Below are 18,202 nucleotides of genomic sequence, written 5' to 3'. Positions count from 1 at the left end.
AAACCGCTGCAGATCACTGGAAAATACGCCAAGGTCAGTTACCATGCCTGTTTCAATCCTGAAACAAAGGCCGCTCCGTGTTCCCTGGCACGCCACCGTACCCGCGCCTGCTGTTATTGACCGCCCTGCTCGGCGGCCAGGCTGCGGCCGACGACCTGTTCATCGACACCCCCGACCTGCCACAGGTTCTGACCGCCACACGCCTGAAACAATCCCCCGCCGCTGTCCCGGGCAGCATGACCGTACTCGACAGCGAACTGATTCGCGCCAGCGGTGCCCGTGACATCCCCGAACTGCTGCGCCTGGTACCGGGCATGATGATCGGCTACGGTGCCGGCAATCAACCCACGGTCAACTACCACGGCAGCAACGTCAACGACGCACGGCGCATGCAGGTACTGATCGATGGCCGTTCGGTGTACCGCGCAGGCCTGGCCACGGTGGACTGGAGCGACATCCCCTTGGCCATGGAGGACATCGAGCGCATCGAGGTGTTCCGCGGCCCGAACACCGTCAGCTATGGCGCCAACGCGCTGATGGCAGTGGTCAACATCCTCACCCGCAACCCCGCCGACAGCCATGGTACACGGCTGAAAGTGACGCGCGGCCAGGACGGCATCAACGACTTCTATGCCAGCCACGGCTTCGGTTGGGACGGTGGCGACATGCGCCTGTCGCTGTCGGGCCAACAAGACGACGGCTTCGATGAGAACCAGTTCGGCCAGGACTACCGCGACAGCCGCCGCCTGACCCGCTTCAACCTCAGCGCCAACCACAACCTGGCGGTCGACCAGACCCTGGAGTGGCAACTGGCGGCCAAGGAAGGCAGCAATCAGCGGCCCTACACCTACCAGCCGGTGTTCCAGCAGTACGAGTCCGGGAACAATGCCGACGTCAACGCCAAGGACTATGCGGGCTCGTTGCGCTGGACCAAAGACTTCAGCGCTGAACACAGCCTTTATATCCAGGGCTCAGCCCAGCATTTTGACCGCCAGCAGGTCTGGCGCGCTTGCGATGCCTTGCAATCATTCAGCCCCGAATTGACTCAGATCTGGCAAATCAATCCCGATTTTGCCGAGAAAGTAGCGCGCGGAATCGCTGGAGGAACACCACTTTCGACCAGCGACCCTGTCCTGAGTGAGCTCCTGGAAAAGGTGAAACAGCAATGGAAGGAAGGTGGAGATCAGCAGGTCTGCGGCGACGTCGACCAGAGCACCCGCGAAACCCGCTATGACCTGGAAATCCAGGACACCCTGAGCCTGACCGACAGCCTGCGCCTGCTCAGCGGCATGAACTACCGCTATGATCGTGCCGACTCGCAGACATACTTCAACGGCAGCATCGACGACCAGACCTGGCGACTGTTCGGCCAGCTGGAATGGCGCGCCGACGAGCACTGGATCCTGCAGGGCGGCGCCATGCTCGAGGACTCCCGCCTGTCCGGCAGCTCGCTGACCCCGCGGGTGGCGATCAACTACCTGATCACCCCGCGCCATGGCCTGCGTGCGGTGTATTCCGAGGCTGTGCGCTCGCCAGACATGTTCGAGAACAACGTCAACTGGAGTTACACGGTCAAGAACCTGACCCCAACCCCTAATGCATTCAAGCTGCAAAACGGCGAATACTTCGTCAAGACCCGTGGCCCTGGCGACCTTGAACAGGAGCGCATGCGCTCGCGCGAGCTGGGTTACAACGGCTACTTCAGCGACATCGACCTGAGCCTGGATGTGAAGCTGTTCTACGACGAGATCACCGGCATGATCAGCGAGCCGCTGAGGAACAACCAGTACATCGCCAGCAACGCCAACAAGGCCCGTTTCAGCGGCAGCGAGGCGCAAATGGACTGGCGCCCCACCCTGCGCGACCGCCTGCGCCTGACCTATGCCTATGTCGATGCCTGGGCCAGTAACCCCGACGACCGTCGCCTTAGCGCCCGCAACAGCGGCTCGGCCGGGTGGATGCGCGAATGGGGTGCCGGCTGGTCGAGCGCGCTGTTCTATTACGGTGACGATGCCCTCAACCAGTACCGCTACGAGCGTCTGGACCTGCGCCTGGCCAAGCGTTTTCGGGTGTATGGCAGCAACCTGGAGCTGGCGGCGCTGTGGCAGCAGCGCCTGGACGATGAACCGACCTCGGCCCTGCAGAACCGCTACGACAGCCGTCACCGCCTGAGCGTGAGCGCGGAGCTGGAGTTCTGATGGCCCTGCTGCTGCGCCTGTTGCTGCTCTGCCTGTGGCCGTTGGGGCCTTTGTCCGCCAGCGAAGTCCTGCTGGTTGGGGCTGAGGACCAGCCCGGTGTACGCAGCTTCATCGCCGCACTGGAAAGCCGCCGGCCACACGATCATGTGCAGTTTCGCACCACCACCGAACTGCCGCGCCCGGGCAAGCTCAAAGCCGACCAACGCCTGATCCTGCTCGACAACGCAGCACTGGAATGGCGCCTGGGGGAAACCGCCGGCCCGCCGGCGCTGGTCATGCGGGTCAGCCGGGTACAGGCTGAACAGCGCCTGGGAAAGTCGCGCCCCGCGTTCCTCACACTGTTGTGGAGCGACGCACCGTTGGGACGGCAACTGCGCCTGGCACGCTACTTGTTGCCGCAGGCCAGGCGCGTTGGCGTGCTGTATGGCGAGCACAGCAGCTTTCTGCTGGACGAACTGCGCCATGCTGCACGGCCGCTAGGCCTGGAAATCGTGGCCCAGGACTGGTCCGACCCGCGTGACAACCGGCCGCTGCAGCACCTGCTGGGCAACAGCGATGTGCTACTGGGCCTGGACGACCCTGACTTGTACAACTCCAAGACCGCAAAGAACCTGCTGTTGAGCAGTTATGGCCGGCAGATGGCACTGATCGGCCCGAACGCCGGCTTCGTTCGCGCCGGCGCCCTGGCCAGTACCTACAGCGACCAGGACGACTGGCTGTGGGTGCTCGACCAGTTGCTCGACCAGCCGCCGACGCGCTGGCCGCGCAGCCTGTACCCAGTACGCTACGGGGTCAGTGGCAACCAGCAGGTGGCCCGGGCCCTGGGTCTTGAACCGATCGATCAGAATGCCGCCGTCAAGGCCCTGGCCGAGGGAGAACCCACCCCATGAGCAAACGCTTGAGCTGGGACATTCATACCCGCACGCAGATCATCAGTCTCGGCCCCGCCCTGCTACTGACCTTGCTCTTGATCAGCTTCTTTACCTTCGTACGCATCCAGGACCTGCGCCAGGAACTCAACCACACCGGGCAACTGATCGCCAACCAGTTGGCACCGGCGTCGGAGTATGGGGTGATTTCGGGCAACAACGAAGTGCTTGAAGGGCTGATGCGTGCCACCCTCAGCATCCCGCACGTGCGCTTTCTGGAAGTGCAGGACAGCCGCAACCACATCCTGGTGTACGTCGAGCAGTCCGATGAAAGTGCCAACCGCGCGCAACAGGTCGAGGTGTTCCAGGCGCCCATTCGCCTGCAGCAAATCCGCCTGGACAACGACTTCCTGCAACAGGGCAAAGCCACCACCCCGGCCATCGGTGACGACTACCTGGGCCGCGTGATCGTCGGCATGTCCGATGACGCCTTCAGTCAGCGCCAGCAGGAAATCGTGATCAAGGCCGGGATCCTGGCGTTGTTCGCCCTGCTGTTCACCTTCTTGCTGGCACGCCGCCTGGCCCTGAGCCTGGCCAAGCCGATCAGCGACATGGGCCATGCGGTCAAGGCGATTCAGCAAGGCGAGTACAACACCCCCTTGCCGGTCGTCGACGACAGCGAGCTGGGCCACTTGGCCCGCCACATCAACAACCTGGCCAGCGCCCTGGAACAGGCCAGTGCTGAACAGAAGCAGGCCATTGCCGAACTGATCCAGGCCCGCGAGGAGGCCGAACAGGCCAACCGCGCCAAATCGGATTTCCTGGCGATGATGAGCCATGAGTTGCGCACCCCGATGAATGGCGTGCTGGGCATGCTGCAACTGCTGGAAACCACGCCGCTGAGCAATGAACAGGCCGATTACACGGCAGTGGCCAGCGAGTCCACCGGGCATTTGCTCAAGGTCATCAACGACATCCTCGATTTTTCGCGCATCGAACGCGCCGCGCTGCAGCTGGAGCACATCGACTTCAACCTCGGCGAGCTGATCACCAACAGTGTCCAGTCGTTCCAGCACAGCGCCCAGCAACGCGGCCTGGGCCTGCACCTGCAACTGCCGGCCGGCATCGAGCAGTTGCAGGTGAACGGCGACCCCACGCGCATCCGCCAGATCCTGCTGAACCTGGTGGGCAACGCCCTGAAGTTCACCGAACGTGGCCAGGTGCAAGTCGACGCACGCTGGCAGGTGCTCGACCGGCAGTTGATCTGGCTGACCTGCAGCGTGCGCGACACCGGCATCGGCATCGACAGCGACCGCCTGGAAATGATGTTCGTCGCCTTCCAGCAGGCCGACAGCTCGATTTCCCGTCGTTATGGCGGCACCGGGCTGGGGCTGTCGATCGCTCGTACCTTGGCCGAGCGCATGGGCGGCAAGCTCCGCGGTGAAAGCCGTGAGGGCCTGGGTTCGACCTTTACCCTGGAGATGCCGCTGGCCCTCGCCACCCCTGCCCCCATCCCGTTGACGCCGCCAACGGCTGCACAAACGACGGTGCCGGACAATGATCAGGTACTGCTGGTGGAGGACAATCCGGTCAACCGCAGTGTCGTAGAAGCCATGCTGCGCAGCCTGGGGCTGGCAGTATGCACGGCAGAAGATGGCCTTGAAGCCATCGAGCGGGTCGGCCAGCAGCGCTTTGCTGCCGTGCTGATGGATTGCCGCCTGCCGCACCTGGACGGCTATGAAGCCACCCGACGCATCCGCCAGTTGCCCAACGGCGCTGGGCTACCGATCATCGCCCTGACCGCCAACGCGTTGCAGGGCGACCGCGAACGTTGCATGGCCGCTGGTATGGACGATTACCTGAGCAAACCCTTGCGCCGTACCGAATTGCAGCAGGTGCTGCAGCGCTGGTTACCCGGTCAGACAACCGCGACTGGCGATAAATGCTAAAGTGCGGCAGTCTTAAACACTGGACAGGACCTTCATCGGACCTGAAAATAGACGTTTCAGTGCACACCTGTACTTCTTTCACCAGGTGCGCTGTGACTTTCACCACAACGCAATAGTCTACCTGTAGGCTGCCGTCTCGAAGCGCTTGGTTTTCGGGCCGGCCGGGAAGATTCATCCCCTGCCGCAGGGGGTTATTGAGGAGCTCGCATGACCAAACAACACGCCTTTACTCGGGAAGACCTGCTGCGCTGCAGTCGCGGTGAGCTGTTCGGCCCAGGTAATGCGCAACTGCCCGCGCCGAACATGCTGATGGTCGATCGCATCACCCATATCAGCGAAGAAGGCGGCAAGTACGGCAAAGGTGAGTTGGTCGCCGAGCTGGATATCAACCCGGACCTGTGGTTCTTCGCCTGCCATTTCGAAGGCGATCCGGTCATGCCGGGCTGCCTGGGCCTCGACGCCATGTGGCAGCTGGTTGGCTTCTTCCTTGGCTGGCAAGGCCTGCCGGGCCGTGGCCGCGCCCTGGGTTCGGGCGAGGTGAAATTCTTTGGCCAGGTACTGCCTGAAGCCAAGAAAGTCACGTACAACATTCACATCAAGCGCGTCCTGAAGGGCAAGCTGAACATGGCCATCGCCGATGGCTCGGTCAGCGTCGACGGCCGCGAGATCTACACTGCCGAAGGCCTGCGGGTCGGCGTGTTCACCTCCACTGACAATTTCTAAGGGTTATTCGCATGCGCCGCGTCGTTATCACTGGTCTGGGCATCGTATCGTGCCTGGGCAATGACAAAGCTACCGTCACCGAAAACCTGCGCAACAGCCGTCCGGGTATCCGTTTCAACCCGGAATACAAGGAAATGGGGCTGCGTAGCCAGGTTTCCGGTTCCATCGACCTCAACCTCGAAGAACTGATCGACCGCAAGGTTTACCGCTTCGTCGGCCATGCGGCTGCCTACGCCTACCTGGCCATGCAGGACGCGATCAAGGACGCCGGCCTGACCGAAGAGCAGGTTTCCAACCCGCGTACCGGCCTGGTGGCCGGTTCCGGCGGCGCCTCGACCCTGAACCAGATGGAAGCGCTGGACACCCTGCGTGAGAAAGGCGTCAAGCGCGTCGGCCCATACCGCGTTACCCGCACCATGGGCAGCACCGTGTCGGCATGCCTGGCCACCCCGTTCAAGATCAAGGGCATCAACTACTCGATCTCGTCGGCCTGCGCCACTTCGGCTCACTGCATCGGTACCGCACTGGAGCAGATCCAGTGGGGCAAGCAGGACATCGTCTTCGCCGGTGGTGGTGAAGAAGAGCACTGGAGCCAGTCGTTCCTGTTCGATGCCATGGGCGCCCTGTCGACCAAGCGCAACGAAACCCCGGAACTGGCCTCGCGCGCCTACGACGCTGACCGTGATGGTTTCGTCATCGCTGGCGGTGGCGGCATGGTCGTGGTCGAGGAACTGGAACACGCCCTGGCCCGCGGCGCCAAGATCTACGCCGAAATCGTTGGCTACGGTGCGACTTCCGACGGCTACGACATGGTTGCACCGAGCGGCGAAGGCGCCATCCGCTGCATGCAGCAGGCGCTGTCCACTGTCGACACCCCGATCGACTACCTGAACACCCACGGTACCTCGACCCCGGTCGGTGACGTGGCCGAGATCAAGGGCGTGCGTGCCGTGTTCGGCGACAAGGCGCCGAAGATCAGCTCTACCAAGAGCCTGTCGGGTCACTCGCTGGGCGCTGCCGGCGTGCACGAGGCGATCTACTGCCTGCTGATGATGGAAAACAACTTCATCGCCGGCTCTGCCAACATCGACGAGCTGGATCCGGAAGTCGCCGACTTGCCAATCCTGCGTAAAACCGAAGAAAAAGCCAAGATCGACACGGTCATGAGCAACAGCTTCGGCTTCGGCGGCACCAACGCCACCCTGGTGCTCAAGCGCTGGGAAGGCAAGTAAGACGCTGCTGCTGTCAATGAAAACGCCCCGACTGGTTCGGGGCGTTTTTGTTTGTATTGCCTGTGCGGGCCTCTTCGCGGGTAAACCCACCACACAAGCCTTCAGCGCTGTGCCCACCCTGTAGGAGCGGGTTTACCCGCGAAGAGGCCCGCACAGGTCACTGCTGTACCTTGGGCAACACCGCCAGAAAATTCTCCCGGGCCACCTTGTGCGCCACCGCCTCCGGCAAGGCATCCAGAAACGGCTTGAACCCGTGCATCTGCTCCCCCAGGCTGCCGAACCGCCCCACCACATCCGACCCCAGCATGAACCGCTCCGGGTACTTCTCGACCAGCGCCAACCATGCCTTGCGCGGCACGCCCTGCTCATCCAGCAAATACGGCTGCAGCACACTCCACGACAAATCGACATACAGGTTTGGGTAGTCCTCCAGCAATCGCGTCAGCACCGGCAGTAGAAAGTCCATCTGCGTCTGGTGGCGGTGTATCTCCATGCTGCTGCCCGCATGCGCCCAGATGAATCGCGTGTGCGGATGGTTGCGCAGCGGCTCTTCGATCTCCGCCAGGTACAGCGGGTTGCGCTCGCGCTTGGAGGTGATGTTGGAATGCAGCAGCACGGGCAGGTCGCGCTCGGCCGCCAGGTGGTAGATACGCGTCATGGCTTCATTATTGGCACGTGGCGTGTCGCCACTGGTCAGCGCTGTCAGGTCATCATGTCGGGTGAACACCTCGCCGATGCCCTGCCACAGCCCCGGGTACATATCGAGCATGCGCTCGATATGGCTGACAGCATTCTTGTCCACCGGGTTGAAACCACTGAGGAACGGGTGGAACCGCTTGCGCTGCTCACTTGGCAATTGCTGCAGCGCCGCCGCCACGTAAGTGTCGGTGGCGCTGTACCAATAGGCGTCGGCGTCATCACCGGCGTAGTAGCGCGGGCGCTTGGGCTCGTCTTCGTGCCATTTCTTGGCCACGGGTATGCCTGAAATCATCGACTGCTCAACCCCTGCGGCATCCATGGCCTTGATCAGCGCCGGCATGCCTTCACTTTCCTGGAAGAAGTCCACGTAGTGCAAGTGGGCATCACTGTAGCGGTACTCGCGCGCCTGGGCCGCCTGGCACAGCCAGCCGAACAACAGCACACAAGCCAGCGCTCTGGCGGTCATGGTCATCTTCCTCATGCAAGTACGAACCCAGTAGACCAGGCGGCCGCCAAGACGGTTCAGCCACGGCGGGCAAACCGCTATGCTTGAGGCACTTCCACCGTGCCTGGAGCCTTCCCCATGAGCAGCCCACTGGTCATCCACCCCCGAGCCGAGACGGTCGAGGGCCAGCCGATCCTGCGCCCGCTGCCATCAGCCCAGTGCCGCAGCGTCGGCCCGTTCGTGTTCTTCGACCACATGCTCGAAACAGACTATGCCCCGGGGCATGGCATGGACATCCGCCAGCACCCGCATATCGGCCTGTCTACCCTGACCTACCTGTTCGAAGGCGCAATCCTGCACAAGGACAGCCTCGGCTCGGCGCAGCGGGTGCTGCCTGGTGATGTCAGCTGGATGACTGCGGGCAGCGGCGTCGCCCATGTCGAGCGCACCCCGGAAGATGCCCTGGCCCATGGTTCGCGCCTGCATGGGCTGCAAGTATGGCTGGCGTCGCCACGCGCGTTTGAGCAAGGCCCGGCAAGTTACAGCCATCACCCAGCCGAGAGCCTGCCCGTCAGTGACAGCCTGGGTGTACGTATCTGCATGATTGCGGGCAGCGGGTTCTGCCTGGCGTCACCGGTGCCGGTGCTGTCCCCTACCCTTTATGCGCATGTCCGGATGCAACCGGCGACCACCTTGCTGGTACCGACCGAGCATGTGCAGCGGGCGCTGTACGTGCTCGATGGTGAGTTGATGATGAACGATGAAGACGTGGAGCCGTGCACCCTGGTGGTGTTGCCGCAGGGCGAAGAGGTGACATTGTATGCCGAGGGTGAATGCCAACTGGTACTGATTGGCGGCGCACCGCTGGATGGGCCGCGTCGGATGAACTGGAACTTCGTCGCCAGCGACCCGGAGCTGATCGAGCGGGCCCGGGCCAGATGGGCTGCGGGGGATTGGCCGGAGGTGCCGGGGGAACATTCGAGGATCGAGTTGCCTCGGTGATCGGGGCCGCTTTGCGGCCCTTCGCGGGTAAACCCGCTCCTACACCTGATCGGGGGTGGACACAGGTCGGTGATTGGGCGCAGGCCGTCGTGTAGGCGCGGGTTTACCCGCGAAGGGCTGCAAAGCAGCCCCCTGCAATCTCAACGCTGGAATACTTCACTCAGCAGATTATGCATCGAACGAAACGCTCGCTCGGAAGTGCGCCGGTTATACTGCATCTTGCCCGGCACATTGGCATTCGGGTCGGTAAACGAGTGCACCGCGCCGCCATAACTGAGCAACTGCCAGTCCACCTTGGCCGCGTTCATCTCGTCCTCGAATGCCGGCAACTGCTCCTTAGGCACCAATGGGTCGGAGGCACCGTGCAACACCAGCACCGAGCCCTTGATGTGCTTGGCATCTTCAGGGTCCGGCGTGTCCAGGGTGCCGTGGAACGACACGGCCGCACGCAGGTCGGCGCCGCTACGGGCCAGTTCCAACGCACAGCAGCCACCGAAGCAGAAGCCGAAGGTGGCCACCTTGCCAGGCTCCAGCAGCGCCTTCGACTGCCCCAGCAATTGCGCCAGGGCTTCCTGCATGCGCTTGCGCAGTTCGCCACGGTCATTCTTCAGCGGCATCATCGCCACGCCTGCTTCATCGGCATTGGACGGGCGCACCGATTGCCCGTACAGGTCGGCGATCAGCACCACATAGCCCTTCTCGGCCACTTCCTTGGCAATGCGCTCGGCACCTTCACCAATGCCCATCCAGTTCGGCGCCATCACCAGCCCTGGGCGGCCCAGCGCACCCGGCTCATAGACCAAACGGCTTTCGAAGGCCTTGCCAGACAGGTGATAAACCAGCGATTCGACGATTACTTTGCTCATCAAGCACTCCTTTGGCACTCGTCATAAAAAAGCCCGCCGAAGCGGGCTTTGCTGTGCATCAACTCAAGCAGACAGCTCGACCAGTAGCTTGTTCAGGCGACGAACGTATGCCGCCGGGTCCTTCAGGCTGTCACCGGCCGCCAGGGCCGCCTGATCGAACAGGATATGTGACAGCTCGGCGAAACGGTCTTCGCTCTGCTCGTGGTCCAGCTTCTCGATCAGCGGGTGGCTCGGGTTGAACTCGAAGATCGGCTTGGACTCCGGCACTTTCTGCCCGCTGGCTTCCAGGATCTGGCGCATCTGCAGGCCCAAGTCCTGCTCGCCGATGGCCAGGATCGCCGGCGAGTCGGTCAGGCGGTGCGAGACGCGCACTTCGGCCACGCTGTCACCCAGCGCACCTTTCAGTCGCTCGACCAAACCTTCCTTGTCCTTGGCGACTTCTTCCTGGGCTTTCTTGTCTTCTTCCGAATCCAGCTTGCCCAGGTCCAGGTCACCACGGGCAATATCGACAAAGGCCTTGCCGTCGAATTCGTTGAGGTAGCTCATCAGCCACTCGTCGATGCGGTCAGTGAGCAGCAGCACTTCGATGCCTTTCTTGCGGAAGACTTCCAGGTGCGGGCTGTTCTTGACCTGCGCGTACGACTCGCCGGTGAGGTAATAGATCTTGTCCTGACCTTCCTTGGCGCGGGCCAGGTAGTCGGCCAGGGCGACGCTCTGCTCGCCGCTGTCGTCCTGGGTGGAAGCAAAGCGCAGCAGGCCGGCGATTTTCTCCTTGTTGGCAAAATCTTCGGCCGGGCCCTCTTTCAGCACCTGACCGAAGTTTTTCCAGAAGCCCTTGTATTGCTCGGGTTCGTTCTTCGCCAGCTTCTCCAGCATGTCCAGCACACGCTTGGTCAGCGCGGTCTTCATCGAATCGATGATCGGGTCTTTCTGCAGGATTTCACGCGACACGTTCAGCGACAGGTCGTTGGAATCAACCACACCCTTGATGAAGCGCAGGTACAGCGGCAGGAACGACTCGGCCTGGTCCATGATGAACACACGCTGCACGTACAGCTTCAGGCCGCGCGGCGCTTCGCGCTGGTACAGGTCGAACGGCGCACGGGCCGGCACGTACAGCAGCGAGTTGTATTCAAGCTTGCCTTCGACCTTGTTGTGGCTCCAGGCCAGCGGGTTTTCGAAGTCATGGCCGATGTGCTTGTAGAACTCCTGGTATTCCTCGTCCTTCACCTCGGTGCGCGAACGGGTCCACAGGGCGCTGGCACGGTTGACGGTTTCCCACGCTTCGGCCGGCTGCTCTTCACCTTCAGCGGCGGCCTGCTCTTTCGGCAGTTGAATCGGCAGGGCGATGTGGTCGGAGTATTTCTTGACCACGTTGCGCAGGCGCCAGCCATCGGCGAACTCCTGCTCGTCCTTCTTCAGGTGCAGGACGATACGGGTACCGCGCTGTGGTTTGTCGATGGTGGCGACTTCGAATTCGCCCTCGCCTTTCGACGACCAGTGCACACCTTCGGCCGCTGGCTGGCCCGCACGGCGGCTGTACACGTCGACCTTGTCGGCAACGATGAACGCGGAGTAGAAGCCCACGCCGAACTGGCCGATCAGGTGCGAGTCCTTCTTCTGGTCACCGGTGAGGTTCTTCATGAAGTCGGCAGTGCCGGACTTGGCGATGGTGCCCAGGTGGGCGATGACGTCTTCGCGGCTCATGCCGATGCCGTTGTCCTCGAGGGTCACGGTACCGGCGTCCTTGTCGAAGCTCAGGCGAATCTTCAGGTCAGCATCGCCTTCGAGCAGCTCTGGCTTGGCCAGGGCTTCGAAACGCAGCTTGTCGGCGGCGTCGGAAGCATTGGAAATCAGCTCCCGCAGGAAGATTTCCTTGTTCGAGTACAGCGAGTGAATCATGAGGTGCAGCAGTTGCTTTACCTCGGTCTGGAAGCCCAACGTTTCCTTTTGTGTTTCCACAGTCATGGTCTTCGAAACTCCGATCTGATGGCGGTGGCGCCTGGCGGCCGGTTCGGCCAGCGTTAACGGCGGATGTCATGCAGATGGGGGCTGCCCGGATGATTTCAAGGGCTTTTCCGGTTCGATCTTGAAATGCGCACGGGCCGTGGCAATCGGCGACTGCCTGTCGCCCTGCCAGGCGGTGATGGCCACGTTGGTCACCCGCCGGCCCTGACGCCACAGCTGGCACTGGGCGTAGGTATCGCGAAAATGCCCGGCGCGCAGGTAGTCGATAGAAAAGTCGATGATCTTCGGAATGCTTGCGCTCTCGCTGTAGATCAGCAGGTACAGCGCTGCCGACAGCTCCATGAAGCCGGCGATCACGCCGCCATGAATGGCCGGTAGCAGTGGGTTGCCGATATTGTCCGGGCTTGCCGGCAGGCGGAACAACACATCATCGCCCTGACGTTCGCATTCGATGCCGATCAGCCCGGCATAGGGAATCAGCGCCAGCAATGGTCGATAGTCGCCCACCGCATGGGCGGCGTTGAGCTGCTGGCGCACCGCGTGCGGAATCATGCCTTGCCCTCCTTCAGACTGTCGCCGAAACGGATGCCGCCCTTGATGTCCTGGCCCAGGCGCATGAACGTGCCCACCACCTGGCAGATGGGCTGGTCGGGGTCGTCCTGGTAGGCGGTGCCACGGGTAAAGATCACGTCGCGGGTAACACGGTAGCACTGGGCGTGGCCGTAGATGTCCTTGCCGGCCTCAGCCGGGTGCATGTAGTCGATGCGCAGGTCCAACGTCGGGCACACTTCGAAGCGCGGCAGCACACACAACGTGGCCATGCCACAGGTGGTGTCCATCAGCGTGGTCAGCGCACCGCCGTGCACGGCACCGGTTTGCGGGTTGCCGACAATCGCTGGCGACCATGGCAGGACCAGGGTCATGCCATCACCATCAGCCTGCGCCACGCGCATCTGCAACAGCTGACAATGTTTTAACGCCGAGAGAAAGCGTTCGGCCATTGCCATCAAGGTTGAATCGTTCATCGGCTGTTCCCACCGGCCGCAGGGCAGCGGCATAAATTCGTTAAAAAGTCTATGTAGAACGGGGCGTTATATATCTGTAATCTTCGTGGAACTTATTCCGCGTAGTTGCACTCGAAGGAACAAGTCACTTATTCCACCAAGGAGAAACACCCCCATGCGTAAACCTTTTGCTTTTGCTCTGATGCTGGCCGCTGCCATGGGCCTGGCTGCTTGCGATAAAGCGAGCGAAGACAAAGCCCAGGACGCACAGCAACACGCCGAGCAAGCCCAGGAAAAAATGGGTGAAGCTCAGGATAAGATGAACGAAGCCGCCAAGGAAAACGCCGAAGCTGCCAAAGATCAGGCCGAAGCCGAGCAGAAGGCTGCCGAAGAAGCCGCTCCGGCTACTCCGGCTCCAGCTACGCCGGCAGAACCTGCCAAGCAGTAACTCGAGTCAACAAAAAAACCCGACAACTGTCGGGTTTTTTTGTGTTTGCAAGTTGCAGCTTAAACGTTTAACCCAATAGTTCACTCGCCGCCGGCATTTATCAGCGCCCGCCGCGCGCCGCGCAGTAAATTTTGCGGGCGGGTTCTCGTTCAAAGTACAACCCCGCGACGTGTCTCGGAGGAACTTACTTTGGCCGGAACCCTGCATGAAACGTCCCCCCTTGGCCCGCCGGGCCCTGATCACCTTAGTTGGCCTGGCGACATTGCTGGCCGTAAGTGCCTGGCAGATCATGCCACCCCGCCATGATGGCCTGAATACCGTCACTGTCAGCCGGGGTGATATCGAGAGCAGCGTTACCGCCATCGGCACCTTGCAGCCACGCCGTTATGTTGACGTCGGCGCCCAGGCATCCGGGCAGATCCGTGCCATCAAGGTCGAGGTCGGCGACGCGGTGCAAGAAGGCCAGTTGCTGGTCGAGATCGACCCTTCCACGCAACAGGCCAAGCTGGACGCGGGACGCTACTCGGTCGAAAACCTGCAGGCACAGTTGCAAGAGCAACGTGCCCAGCATGAGCTGGCCCGGCAGAAGGCCGAGCGCCAGCAGAGCCTGGCGGCAGGCGGCGCCACGCGCGAAGAGGATGTGCAAACGGCCCGCGCCGAGCTCAAGGCCACCCAGGCGCGCATCGACATGATCCAGGCGCAGATTCGCCAGGCCCAGGCCAGCCTGCGCAGCGACCAGGCCGAACTGGGTTACACCCGCATCTATGCCCCCATGAGTGGCACCGTGGTCGCACTGGATGCCCGCGAGGGGCAGACGCTTAACGCCCAGCAGCAGACCCCGCTGATCCTGCGCATCGCCAAATTGTCACCGATGACAGTCTGGGCGGAAGTGTCGGAAGCGGACATTGGCCACGTCAAACCCGGCATGCACGCCTATTTCACCACGCTCAGCGGTGGCACCCGGCGCTGGAACAGCACTGTACGGCAGATCCTGCCGGTGCCGCCCAAGCCGCTGGAGCATGCCAACCAGGGCAGCGGCAGCCCGGCCAGCAAAAGCAATGGCCGGGTGGTGTTGTATACGGTGTTGCTGGACGTCGATAACGCCGACGGCGCCCTGATGGCAGAAATGACCACCCAGGTGTTCTTCGTCGCTGACCGTGCGCACGATGTGCTGACCGCCCCGATTTCCGCGCTCAACCCGGGCAAGCAGCCCGATCGCAGGCTGGCACAGGTACTGACGAAACACGGCGCCATTGAAAATCGCGAAGTGCGCACCGGCATCAGCGACCGCCTGCGCGTGCAGATTCTCGAAGGGCTGGAAGAAGGTGATCGCCTGCTGATCAGCCCCTTGCTCAGTGCAGGAGGGTAAATGCCAGTCCCACTGATTGAGCTGCGCGATATCCGCAAATGCTATGGCGGCGTCGATACACCGCAAATCGAGGTCTTGCGCGGTATCAACCTGAGCATTCACGCCGGTGAATTCGTCGCCATTGTCGGTACCTCCGGCTCAGGCAAGTCTACGCTGATGAACATCCTCGGCTGCCTGGACCGCCCCTCCAGTGGCGACTACCTGTTCGCGGGTGAACAGGTGGCCAGCCTGGACAGTGACGCACTCGCCTGGCTGCGGCGTGAAGCCTTCGGTTTCGTGTTCCAGGGCTATCACCTGATTGCCTCCGGCACCGCCCAGGAAAATGTCGAAATGCCGGCGATCTATGCCGGCACGCCTGCCGCCGAGCGCCACGCACGCGCCCATGCCCTGCTGACCCGCCTGGGCCTGGCCGAACGTACCGGTAATCGCCCGCACCAGTTGTCCGGCGGCCAGCAACAACGCGTATCGATAGCCCGCGCGCTGATGAACGGTGGCCACATCGTTCTGGCAGACGAACCCACCGGCGCCCTCGACAGCCGCAGCGGTACCGAAGTCATGGCCCTGCTCGACGAACTGGCCAGCCAGGGCCATGTGGTGATCCTCATCACCCACGACCGGGAAGTCGCCGCACGGGCCAAGCGCATCATCGAAATCCGCGATGGCCAGATCATCAGCGACCAGGCCCAGCCTGAGCCACTGCCCGCTTCGCACCCTGAGGTCGACGTGCTGCAGGCCGTCGACCTGCGCCAGCGCCTGAACGACGGCAGCGAGCACAACGGTGCCTGGAAAGGCGAACTGCTGGACGCCGTCAAGGCGGCGTGGAGGGTGATGTGGATCAACCGCTTCCGCACCGCACTGACGTTACTGGGCATCATCATCGGCGTGGCGTCGGTGGTGGTCATGCTGGCAGTGGGTGAAGGCAGCAAGCGCCAGGTCATGGCGCAGATGGGCGCCTTCGGCTCCAACATCATCTACCTCAACGGCAAGCCACCCGCCCCCAGGGCGCCGGAAGGCATCATCACCCTGGACGACACCCGCGCCATCGCCACCCTGCCCCAGGTGCGCATGATCATGCCCGTCAATGGCGGCAAGGCCGGTGTACGCTATGGCAACCAGGACCTGAAGCTCTATGTCGGCGGCTCCAACACCTACTTCCCGCAGATATTCAACTGGCCAGTGGCGCAGGGGAGTTTCTTCACCGAGGCCGACGAAGCCGCCGGCGCCGCAGTGGCAGTGATCGGCGAAAAGACCCGGGAAAAACTGTTTGCCGACCGCAACCCGGTGGGCCAGTACATTCTCATCGAGAACGCACCGTTCCAGGTCATCGGGGTGCTGGCCGGCAAGGGCGCCAGCTCTGGCGACCAGGATGCCGACGCCCGAGTGATGGTGCCCTACACCACCGCCAGCGTGCGCCTGTTCGGCAACCAGGCCCCGGAATACGTGGTGATCGCCGCCGCAGATGCGCGCCAGGTGAAGCAGACCGAGCAGGTCATCGACCAGTTGCTGCTGAAACTGCACAACGGCGTAACCGACTTCGAACTGACCAACAATGCGGCCATGATCCAGGCCGAAGCCAGGACGCAGAACGCGCTGTCGCTGATGCTGGGCGCCATTGCCGCCATTTCGCTGCTGGTGGGCGGCATCGGGGTGATGAACATCATGCTGATGACCGTGCGCGAGCGCACACGGGAAATTGGTATCCGCATGGCCACCGGCGCGCGCCAGCGCGACATCCTGCGCCAGTTCCTTACTGAAGCCGTGATGCTGACGATGGTCGGCGGCGTCAGCGGCATCGCCCTGGCATTACTGATCGGCGGCGCCCTGAGCCTGGGCCAGGTCGCCGTCGCCTTCTCGCTGCCCGCCGCCATCGGTGCCTTCGCCTGCGCCGTGGTCACCGGTATCGCGTTCGGCTTCATGCCCGCCCGCAAGGCTGCACGGCTCGACCCGGTGGCCGCCCTTACCAGCGTATGAGTACCCCAACGTTGATCAAACCCTTGCCCCTGCTCGGCGCCTGCCTGCTGCTGAGCGCCTGCGCCACCCCTGCAACGCCGCCGCAACACGGTGTGCACGCCCCGGCCCGCTGGCAGGCGGCCGCGCCTCAGAGCACACCACGCCACTTGACCGGCTGGTGGCAGTCGTTCGGCAGCCCGGCACTGAACCAGCTGGTGGAGCAAGCCCGCACCGACAGTTTCGAAGTCGGCGCGGCCATGGCCCGGGTTCGCCAGGCACAGGCCGATGCGGTCATTGCCGGCGGCCCCTTGCTGCCCGAAGTTACGGGGGCAGCCAATGCCAACCGCGAGCGCCTGCAGCACGGCAACGGCTACAGCCAACTGAATTCCAGCCCGACCCAGCGCACCACTCATTACCTGGATGTGGCCCTGAAGGCCAGCTACGAGGTGGACTTCTGGGGCGGCAACGCGGCAGCGCGCGAGAGTGCCCTGCACGGCCTGCAAGCCAGTGAGTTCGACCGCGCGACCGTTGAACTGACCTTGCTCGGCAAGGTTGCCGACAGCTACATGCAGGCGCTGGCCTTCCAGCAGCAGGGGCGGATTGCCGACCTTAACCTGGCCAATGCCGAGCGTGTCCTGCAACTGGTGCAAACCCGCTTCGATGCAGGCTCGGCCACAGCACTGGAACTGGCCCAGCAACAAAGCCTGGTCGCCACCCAGCAACGGCAACGCCCGCTTTACCAGCAACAGGCCCGGGAGGCCCTGATCACCCTGGCGACCCTGGTCGGGCAACCGGTGCAGGACTTGCAACTGGGCCACACGCGTTTTGAACAGCTCAACTGGCCCTCGATCGATGCGGGCCTGCCCAGCGAACTGATCAGCCGACGGCCGGACATCGCCAATGCCGAGGCCAAGCTGGCGGCGGCTCAGGCCAATGTGCGCGTAGCCCGCGCGGCGATGCTGCCCAAACTCAACCTGACGCTGATCGTCGGCAGCGGCGCCGATCACTTCCCGGACGTCTTGCGCAACCCCTTCACCAGCCTCGCCGCAGGCCTGGTCACGCCGGTGTTCAACAACGGCCGCCTGCGCGCTGAACGCGACAAGGCGGTAGCAACCCAGGAGGAACTGCTGCAGAACTACCGCGGCGCCATCCTGGCCGGTTTCGGCGATGTGGAAAAGGCCCTCAATACCCTGGACGGCATCGACCGGCAACTGCATTGGCAGGCGATCGAACTGCAACAGGCGCGCAAAGCCTTCGACATCGCCGAAAGCCGCTACCAGGCGGGCGCCGAGGACCTGCTGACCGTCCTGCAAACCCAACGCACCCTGTACCAGGCTCAGGACGAGGATGTGCAACTGCGCCTCAAGCGGGTCATGGGCAGCATCGCCCTGTACAAGGCCCTGGGCGGCGGCTGGCAGGTCGCTGGCGCTGAACCGGGTGCCGCACCTGGCGCTTAAACATCGGCAGGTGCGGTTCGTCT

Annotated in this window: 15 protein-coding genes; 10 read left to right on the top strand and 5 right to left on the bottom strand. The window is 62.8% G+C overall.

Annotated elements, in window-relative coordinates:
- Positions 1-77 precede the first annotated feature (77 nt).
- The 5 genes from REH59_RS08925 to fabB all read left to right on the top strand — a co-directional run bounded on the left by REH59_RS08925 (position 78) and on the right by fabB (position 6,971).
- On the top strand, positions 78-2,198 hold the full coding sequence (locus REH59_RS08925; RefSeq protein ID WP_003251502.1) for a TonB-dependent receptor plug domain-containing protein: 2,121 nt from the start codon (positions 78-80) through the stop codon (positions 2,196-2,198).
- A complete protein-coding gene (locus REH59_RS08920) occupies positions 2,198-3,088 on the top strand; it encodes an ABC transporter substrate-binding protein (protein WP_014860316.1) in 891 nt (296 codons plus the stop codon). Before REH59_RS08925 ends, REH59_RS08920 begins: the two co-directional genes overlap by 1 nt.
- Positions 3,085-5,016 (top strand): ATP-binding protein, encoded by a 1,932-nt coding sequence (locus tag REH59_RS08915; RefSeq protein ID WP_014860317.1) that lies wholly within the window; start codon positions 3,085-3,087, stop codon positions 5,014-5,016. The genes REH59_RS08920 and REH59_RS08915 overlap by 4 nt, the downstream gene beginning before the upstream one ends.
- Before the next feature lie 207 nt (positions 5,017-5,223).
- Positions 5,224-5,739 (top strand): 3-hydroxyacyl-[acyl-carrier-protein] dehydratase FabA, encoded by a 516-nt coding sequence (fabA, locus tag REH59_RS08910; protein WP_003251509.1) that lies wholly within the window; start codon positions 5,224-5,226, stop codon positions 5,737-5,739.
- Positions 5,740-5,750: 11 nt separating this feature from the next.
- Positions 5,751-6,971: a beta-ketoacyl-ACP synthase I gene (gene fabB / locus REH59_RS08905; protein ID WP_014860318.1), complete on the top strand. Its 1,221-nt coding sequence runs from the start codon at positions 5,751-5,753 to the stop codon at positions 6,969-6,971.
- A gap of 157 nt (positions 6,972-7,128) precedes the next feature.
- Here fabB and REH59_RS08900 read toward each other — a convergent pair whose 3' ends face one another.
- Positions 7,129-8,136 carry an amidohydrolase family protein gene (locus REH59_RS08900; protein WP_003251513.1) on the bottom strand — a complete coding sequence of 336 codons (1,008 nt, stop codon included), beginning with the start codon at positions 8,134-8,136 and terminating at the stop codon, positions 7,129-7,131.
- Between the two features lie 117 nt (positions 8,137-8,253).
- Between REH59_RS08900 and REH59_RS08895 the strand changes: the two genes are divergently transcribed.
- A complete protein-coding gene (locus REH59_RS08895) occupies positions 8,254-9,117 on the top strand; it encodes a pirin family protein (RefSeq protein WP_003251514.1) in 864 nt (287 codons plus the stop codon).
- Positions 9,118-9,257: 140 nt separating this feature from the next.
- Here the strand turns inward: REH59_RS08895 and REH59_RS08890 are convergent, their stop codons facing one another.
- From REH59_RS08890 to REH59_RS08875, 4 genes are all read right to left on the bottom strand, one after another.
- The gene (locus tag REH59_RS08890) at positions 9,258-9,983 is read right to left on the bottom strand and encodes a dienelactone hydrolase family protein (RefSeq protein ID WP_003251516.1); all 726 of its coding nucleotides are present in this window, start codon (positions 9,981-9,983) and stop codon (positions 9,258-9,260) included.
- 63 nt (positions 9,984-10,046) lie between these two features.
- Positions 10,047-11,951, bottom strand: a complete 1,905-nt coding sequence (gene htpG, locus REH59_RS08885) for a molecular chaperone HtpG (RefSeq protein ID WP_003251518.1) — start codon at positions 11,949-11,951, stop codon at positions 10,047-10,049.
- 69 nt (positions 11,952-12,020) lie between these two features.
- The gene (locus REH59_RS08880; protein ID WP_003251519.1) at positions 12,021-12,503 is read right to left on the bottom strand and encodes a PaaI family thioesterase; all 483 of its coding nucleotides are present in this window, start codon (positions 12,501-12,503) and stop codon (positions 12,021-12,023) included.
- Positions 12,500-12,976, bottom strand: coding sequence for a PaaI family thioesterase (locus tag REH59_RS08875; RefSeq protein ID WP_003251521.1), 477 nt, complete (start codon positions 12,974-12,976; stop codon positions 12,500-12,502). The genes REH59_RS08880 and REH59_RS08875 overlap by 4 nt, the downstream gene beginning before the upstream one ends.
- Before the next feature lie 154 nt (positions 12,977-13,130).
- Between REH59_RS08875 and REH59_RS08870 the strand changes: the two genes are divergently transcribed.
- The 4 genes from REH59_RS08870 (at position 13,131) to REH59_RS08855 (ending at position 18,179) form a co-directional block, all read left to right on the top strand.
- Positions 13,131-13,403 (top strand): hypothetical protein, encoded by a 273-nt coding sequence (locus REH59_RS08870; RefSeq protein ID WP_003251523.1) that lies wholly within the window; start codon positions 13,131-13,133, stop codon positions 13,401-13,403.
- Between the two features lie 205 nt (positions 13,404-13,608).
- Complete coding sequence (locus REH59_RS08865) at positions 13,609-14,772, top strand: efflux RND transporter periplasmic adaptor subunit (RefSeq protein ID WP_121783121.1); 1,164 nt, start codon at positions 13,609-13,611, stop codon at positions 14,770-14,772.
- Positions 14,773-16,743 (top strand): MacB family efflux pump subunit, encoded by a 1,971-nt coding sequence (locus tag REH59_RS08860; RefSeq protein WP_014859689.1) that lies wholly within the window; start codon positions 14,773-14,775, stop codon positions 16,741-16,743. It abuts the gene before it with no gap.
- A complete protein-coding gene (locus REH59_RS08855) occupies positions 16,740-18,179 on the top strand; it encodes an efflux transporter outer membrane subunit (protein WP_121783119.1) in 1,440 nt (479 codons plus the stop codon). The genes REH59_RS08860 and REH59_RS08855 overlap by 4 nt, the downstream gene beginning before the upstream one ends.
- The last annotated feature ends 23 nt before the right edge of the window (positions 18,180-18,202 follow it).

This window comes from Pseudomonas sp. BO3-4, assembly GCF_034044115.1.
In the GTDB taxonomy this organism is placed as follows: Bacteria; Pseudomonadota; Gammaproteobacteria; order Pseudomonadales; family Pseudomonadaceae; genus Aquipseudomonas; species Aquipseudomonas alloputida.
Note: the sequence above shows the minus strand (reverse complement) of the source record. Positions and strands in the feature narration are given on the sequence as shown.

Coding starts and splice junctions, on each gene's coding strand:
- REH59_RS08920 (WP_014860316.1), top strand. CDS start 2,198: ATGGCCCTGCTGCTGCGCCTGTTGCTGCTCTGCCTGTGGCCGTTGGGG.
- REH59_RS08915 (WP_014860317.1), top strand. CDS start 3,085: ATGAGCAAACGCTTGAGCTGGGACATTCATACCCGCACGCAGATCATC.
- fabA (WP_003251509.1), top strand. CDS start 5,224: ATGACCAAACAACACGCCTTTACTCGGGAAGACCTGCTGCGCTGCAGT.
- fabB (WP_014860318.1), top strand. CDS start 5,751: ATGCGCCGCGTCGTTATCACTGGTCTGGGCATCGTATCGTGCCTGGGC.
- REH59_RS08900 (WP_003251513.1), bottom strand. CDS start 8,136: ATGACCGCCAGAGCGCTGGCTTGTGTGCTGTTGTTCGGCTGGCTGTGC.
- REH59_RS08895 (WP_003251514.1), top strand. CDS start 8,254: ATGAGCAGCCCACTGGTCATCCACCCCCGAGCCGAGACGGTCGAGGGC.
- REH59_RS08890 (WP_003251516.1), bottom strand. CDS start 9,983: ATGAGCAAAGTAATCGTCGAATCGCTGGTTTATCACCTGTCTGGCAAG.
- htpG (WP_003251518.1), bottom strand. CDS start 11,951: ATGACTGTGGAAACACAAAAGGAAACGTTGGGCTTCCAGACCGAGGTA.
- REH59_RS08880 (WP_003251519.1), bottom strand. CDS start 12,503: ATGATTCCGCACGCGGTGCGCCAGCAGCTCAACGCCGCCCATGCGGTG.
- REH59_RS08875 (WP_003251521.1), bottom strand. CDS start 12,976: ATGAACGATTCAACCTTGATGGCAATGGCCGAACGCTTTCTCTCGGCG.
- REH59_RS08870 (WP_003251523.1), top strand. CDS start 13,131: ATGCGTAAACCTTTTGCTTTTGCTCTGATGCTGGCCGCTGCCATGGGC.
- REH59_RS08865 (WP_121783121.1), top strand. CDS start 13,609: ATGAAACGTCCCCCCTTGGCCCGCCGGGCCCTGATCACCTTAGTTGGC.
- REH59_RS08860 (WP_014859689.1), top strand. CDS start 14,773: ATGCCAGTCCCACTGATTGAGCTGCGCGATATCCGCAAATGCTATGGC.
- REH59_RS08855 (WP_121783119.1), top strand. CDS start 16,740: ATGAGTACCCCAACGTTGATCAAACCCTTGCCCCTGCTCGGCGCCTGC.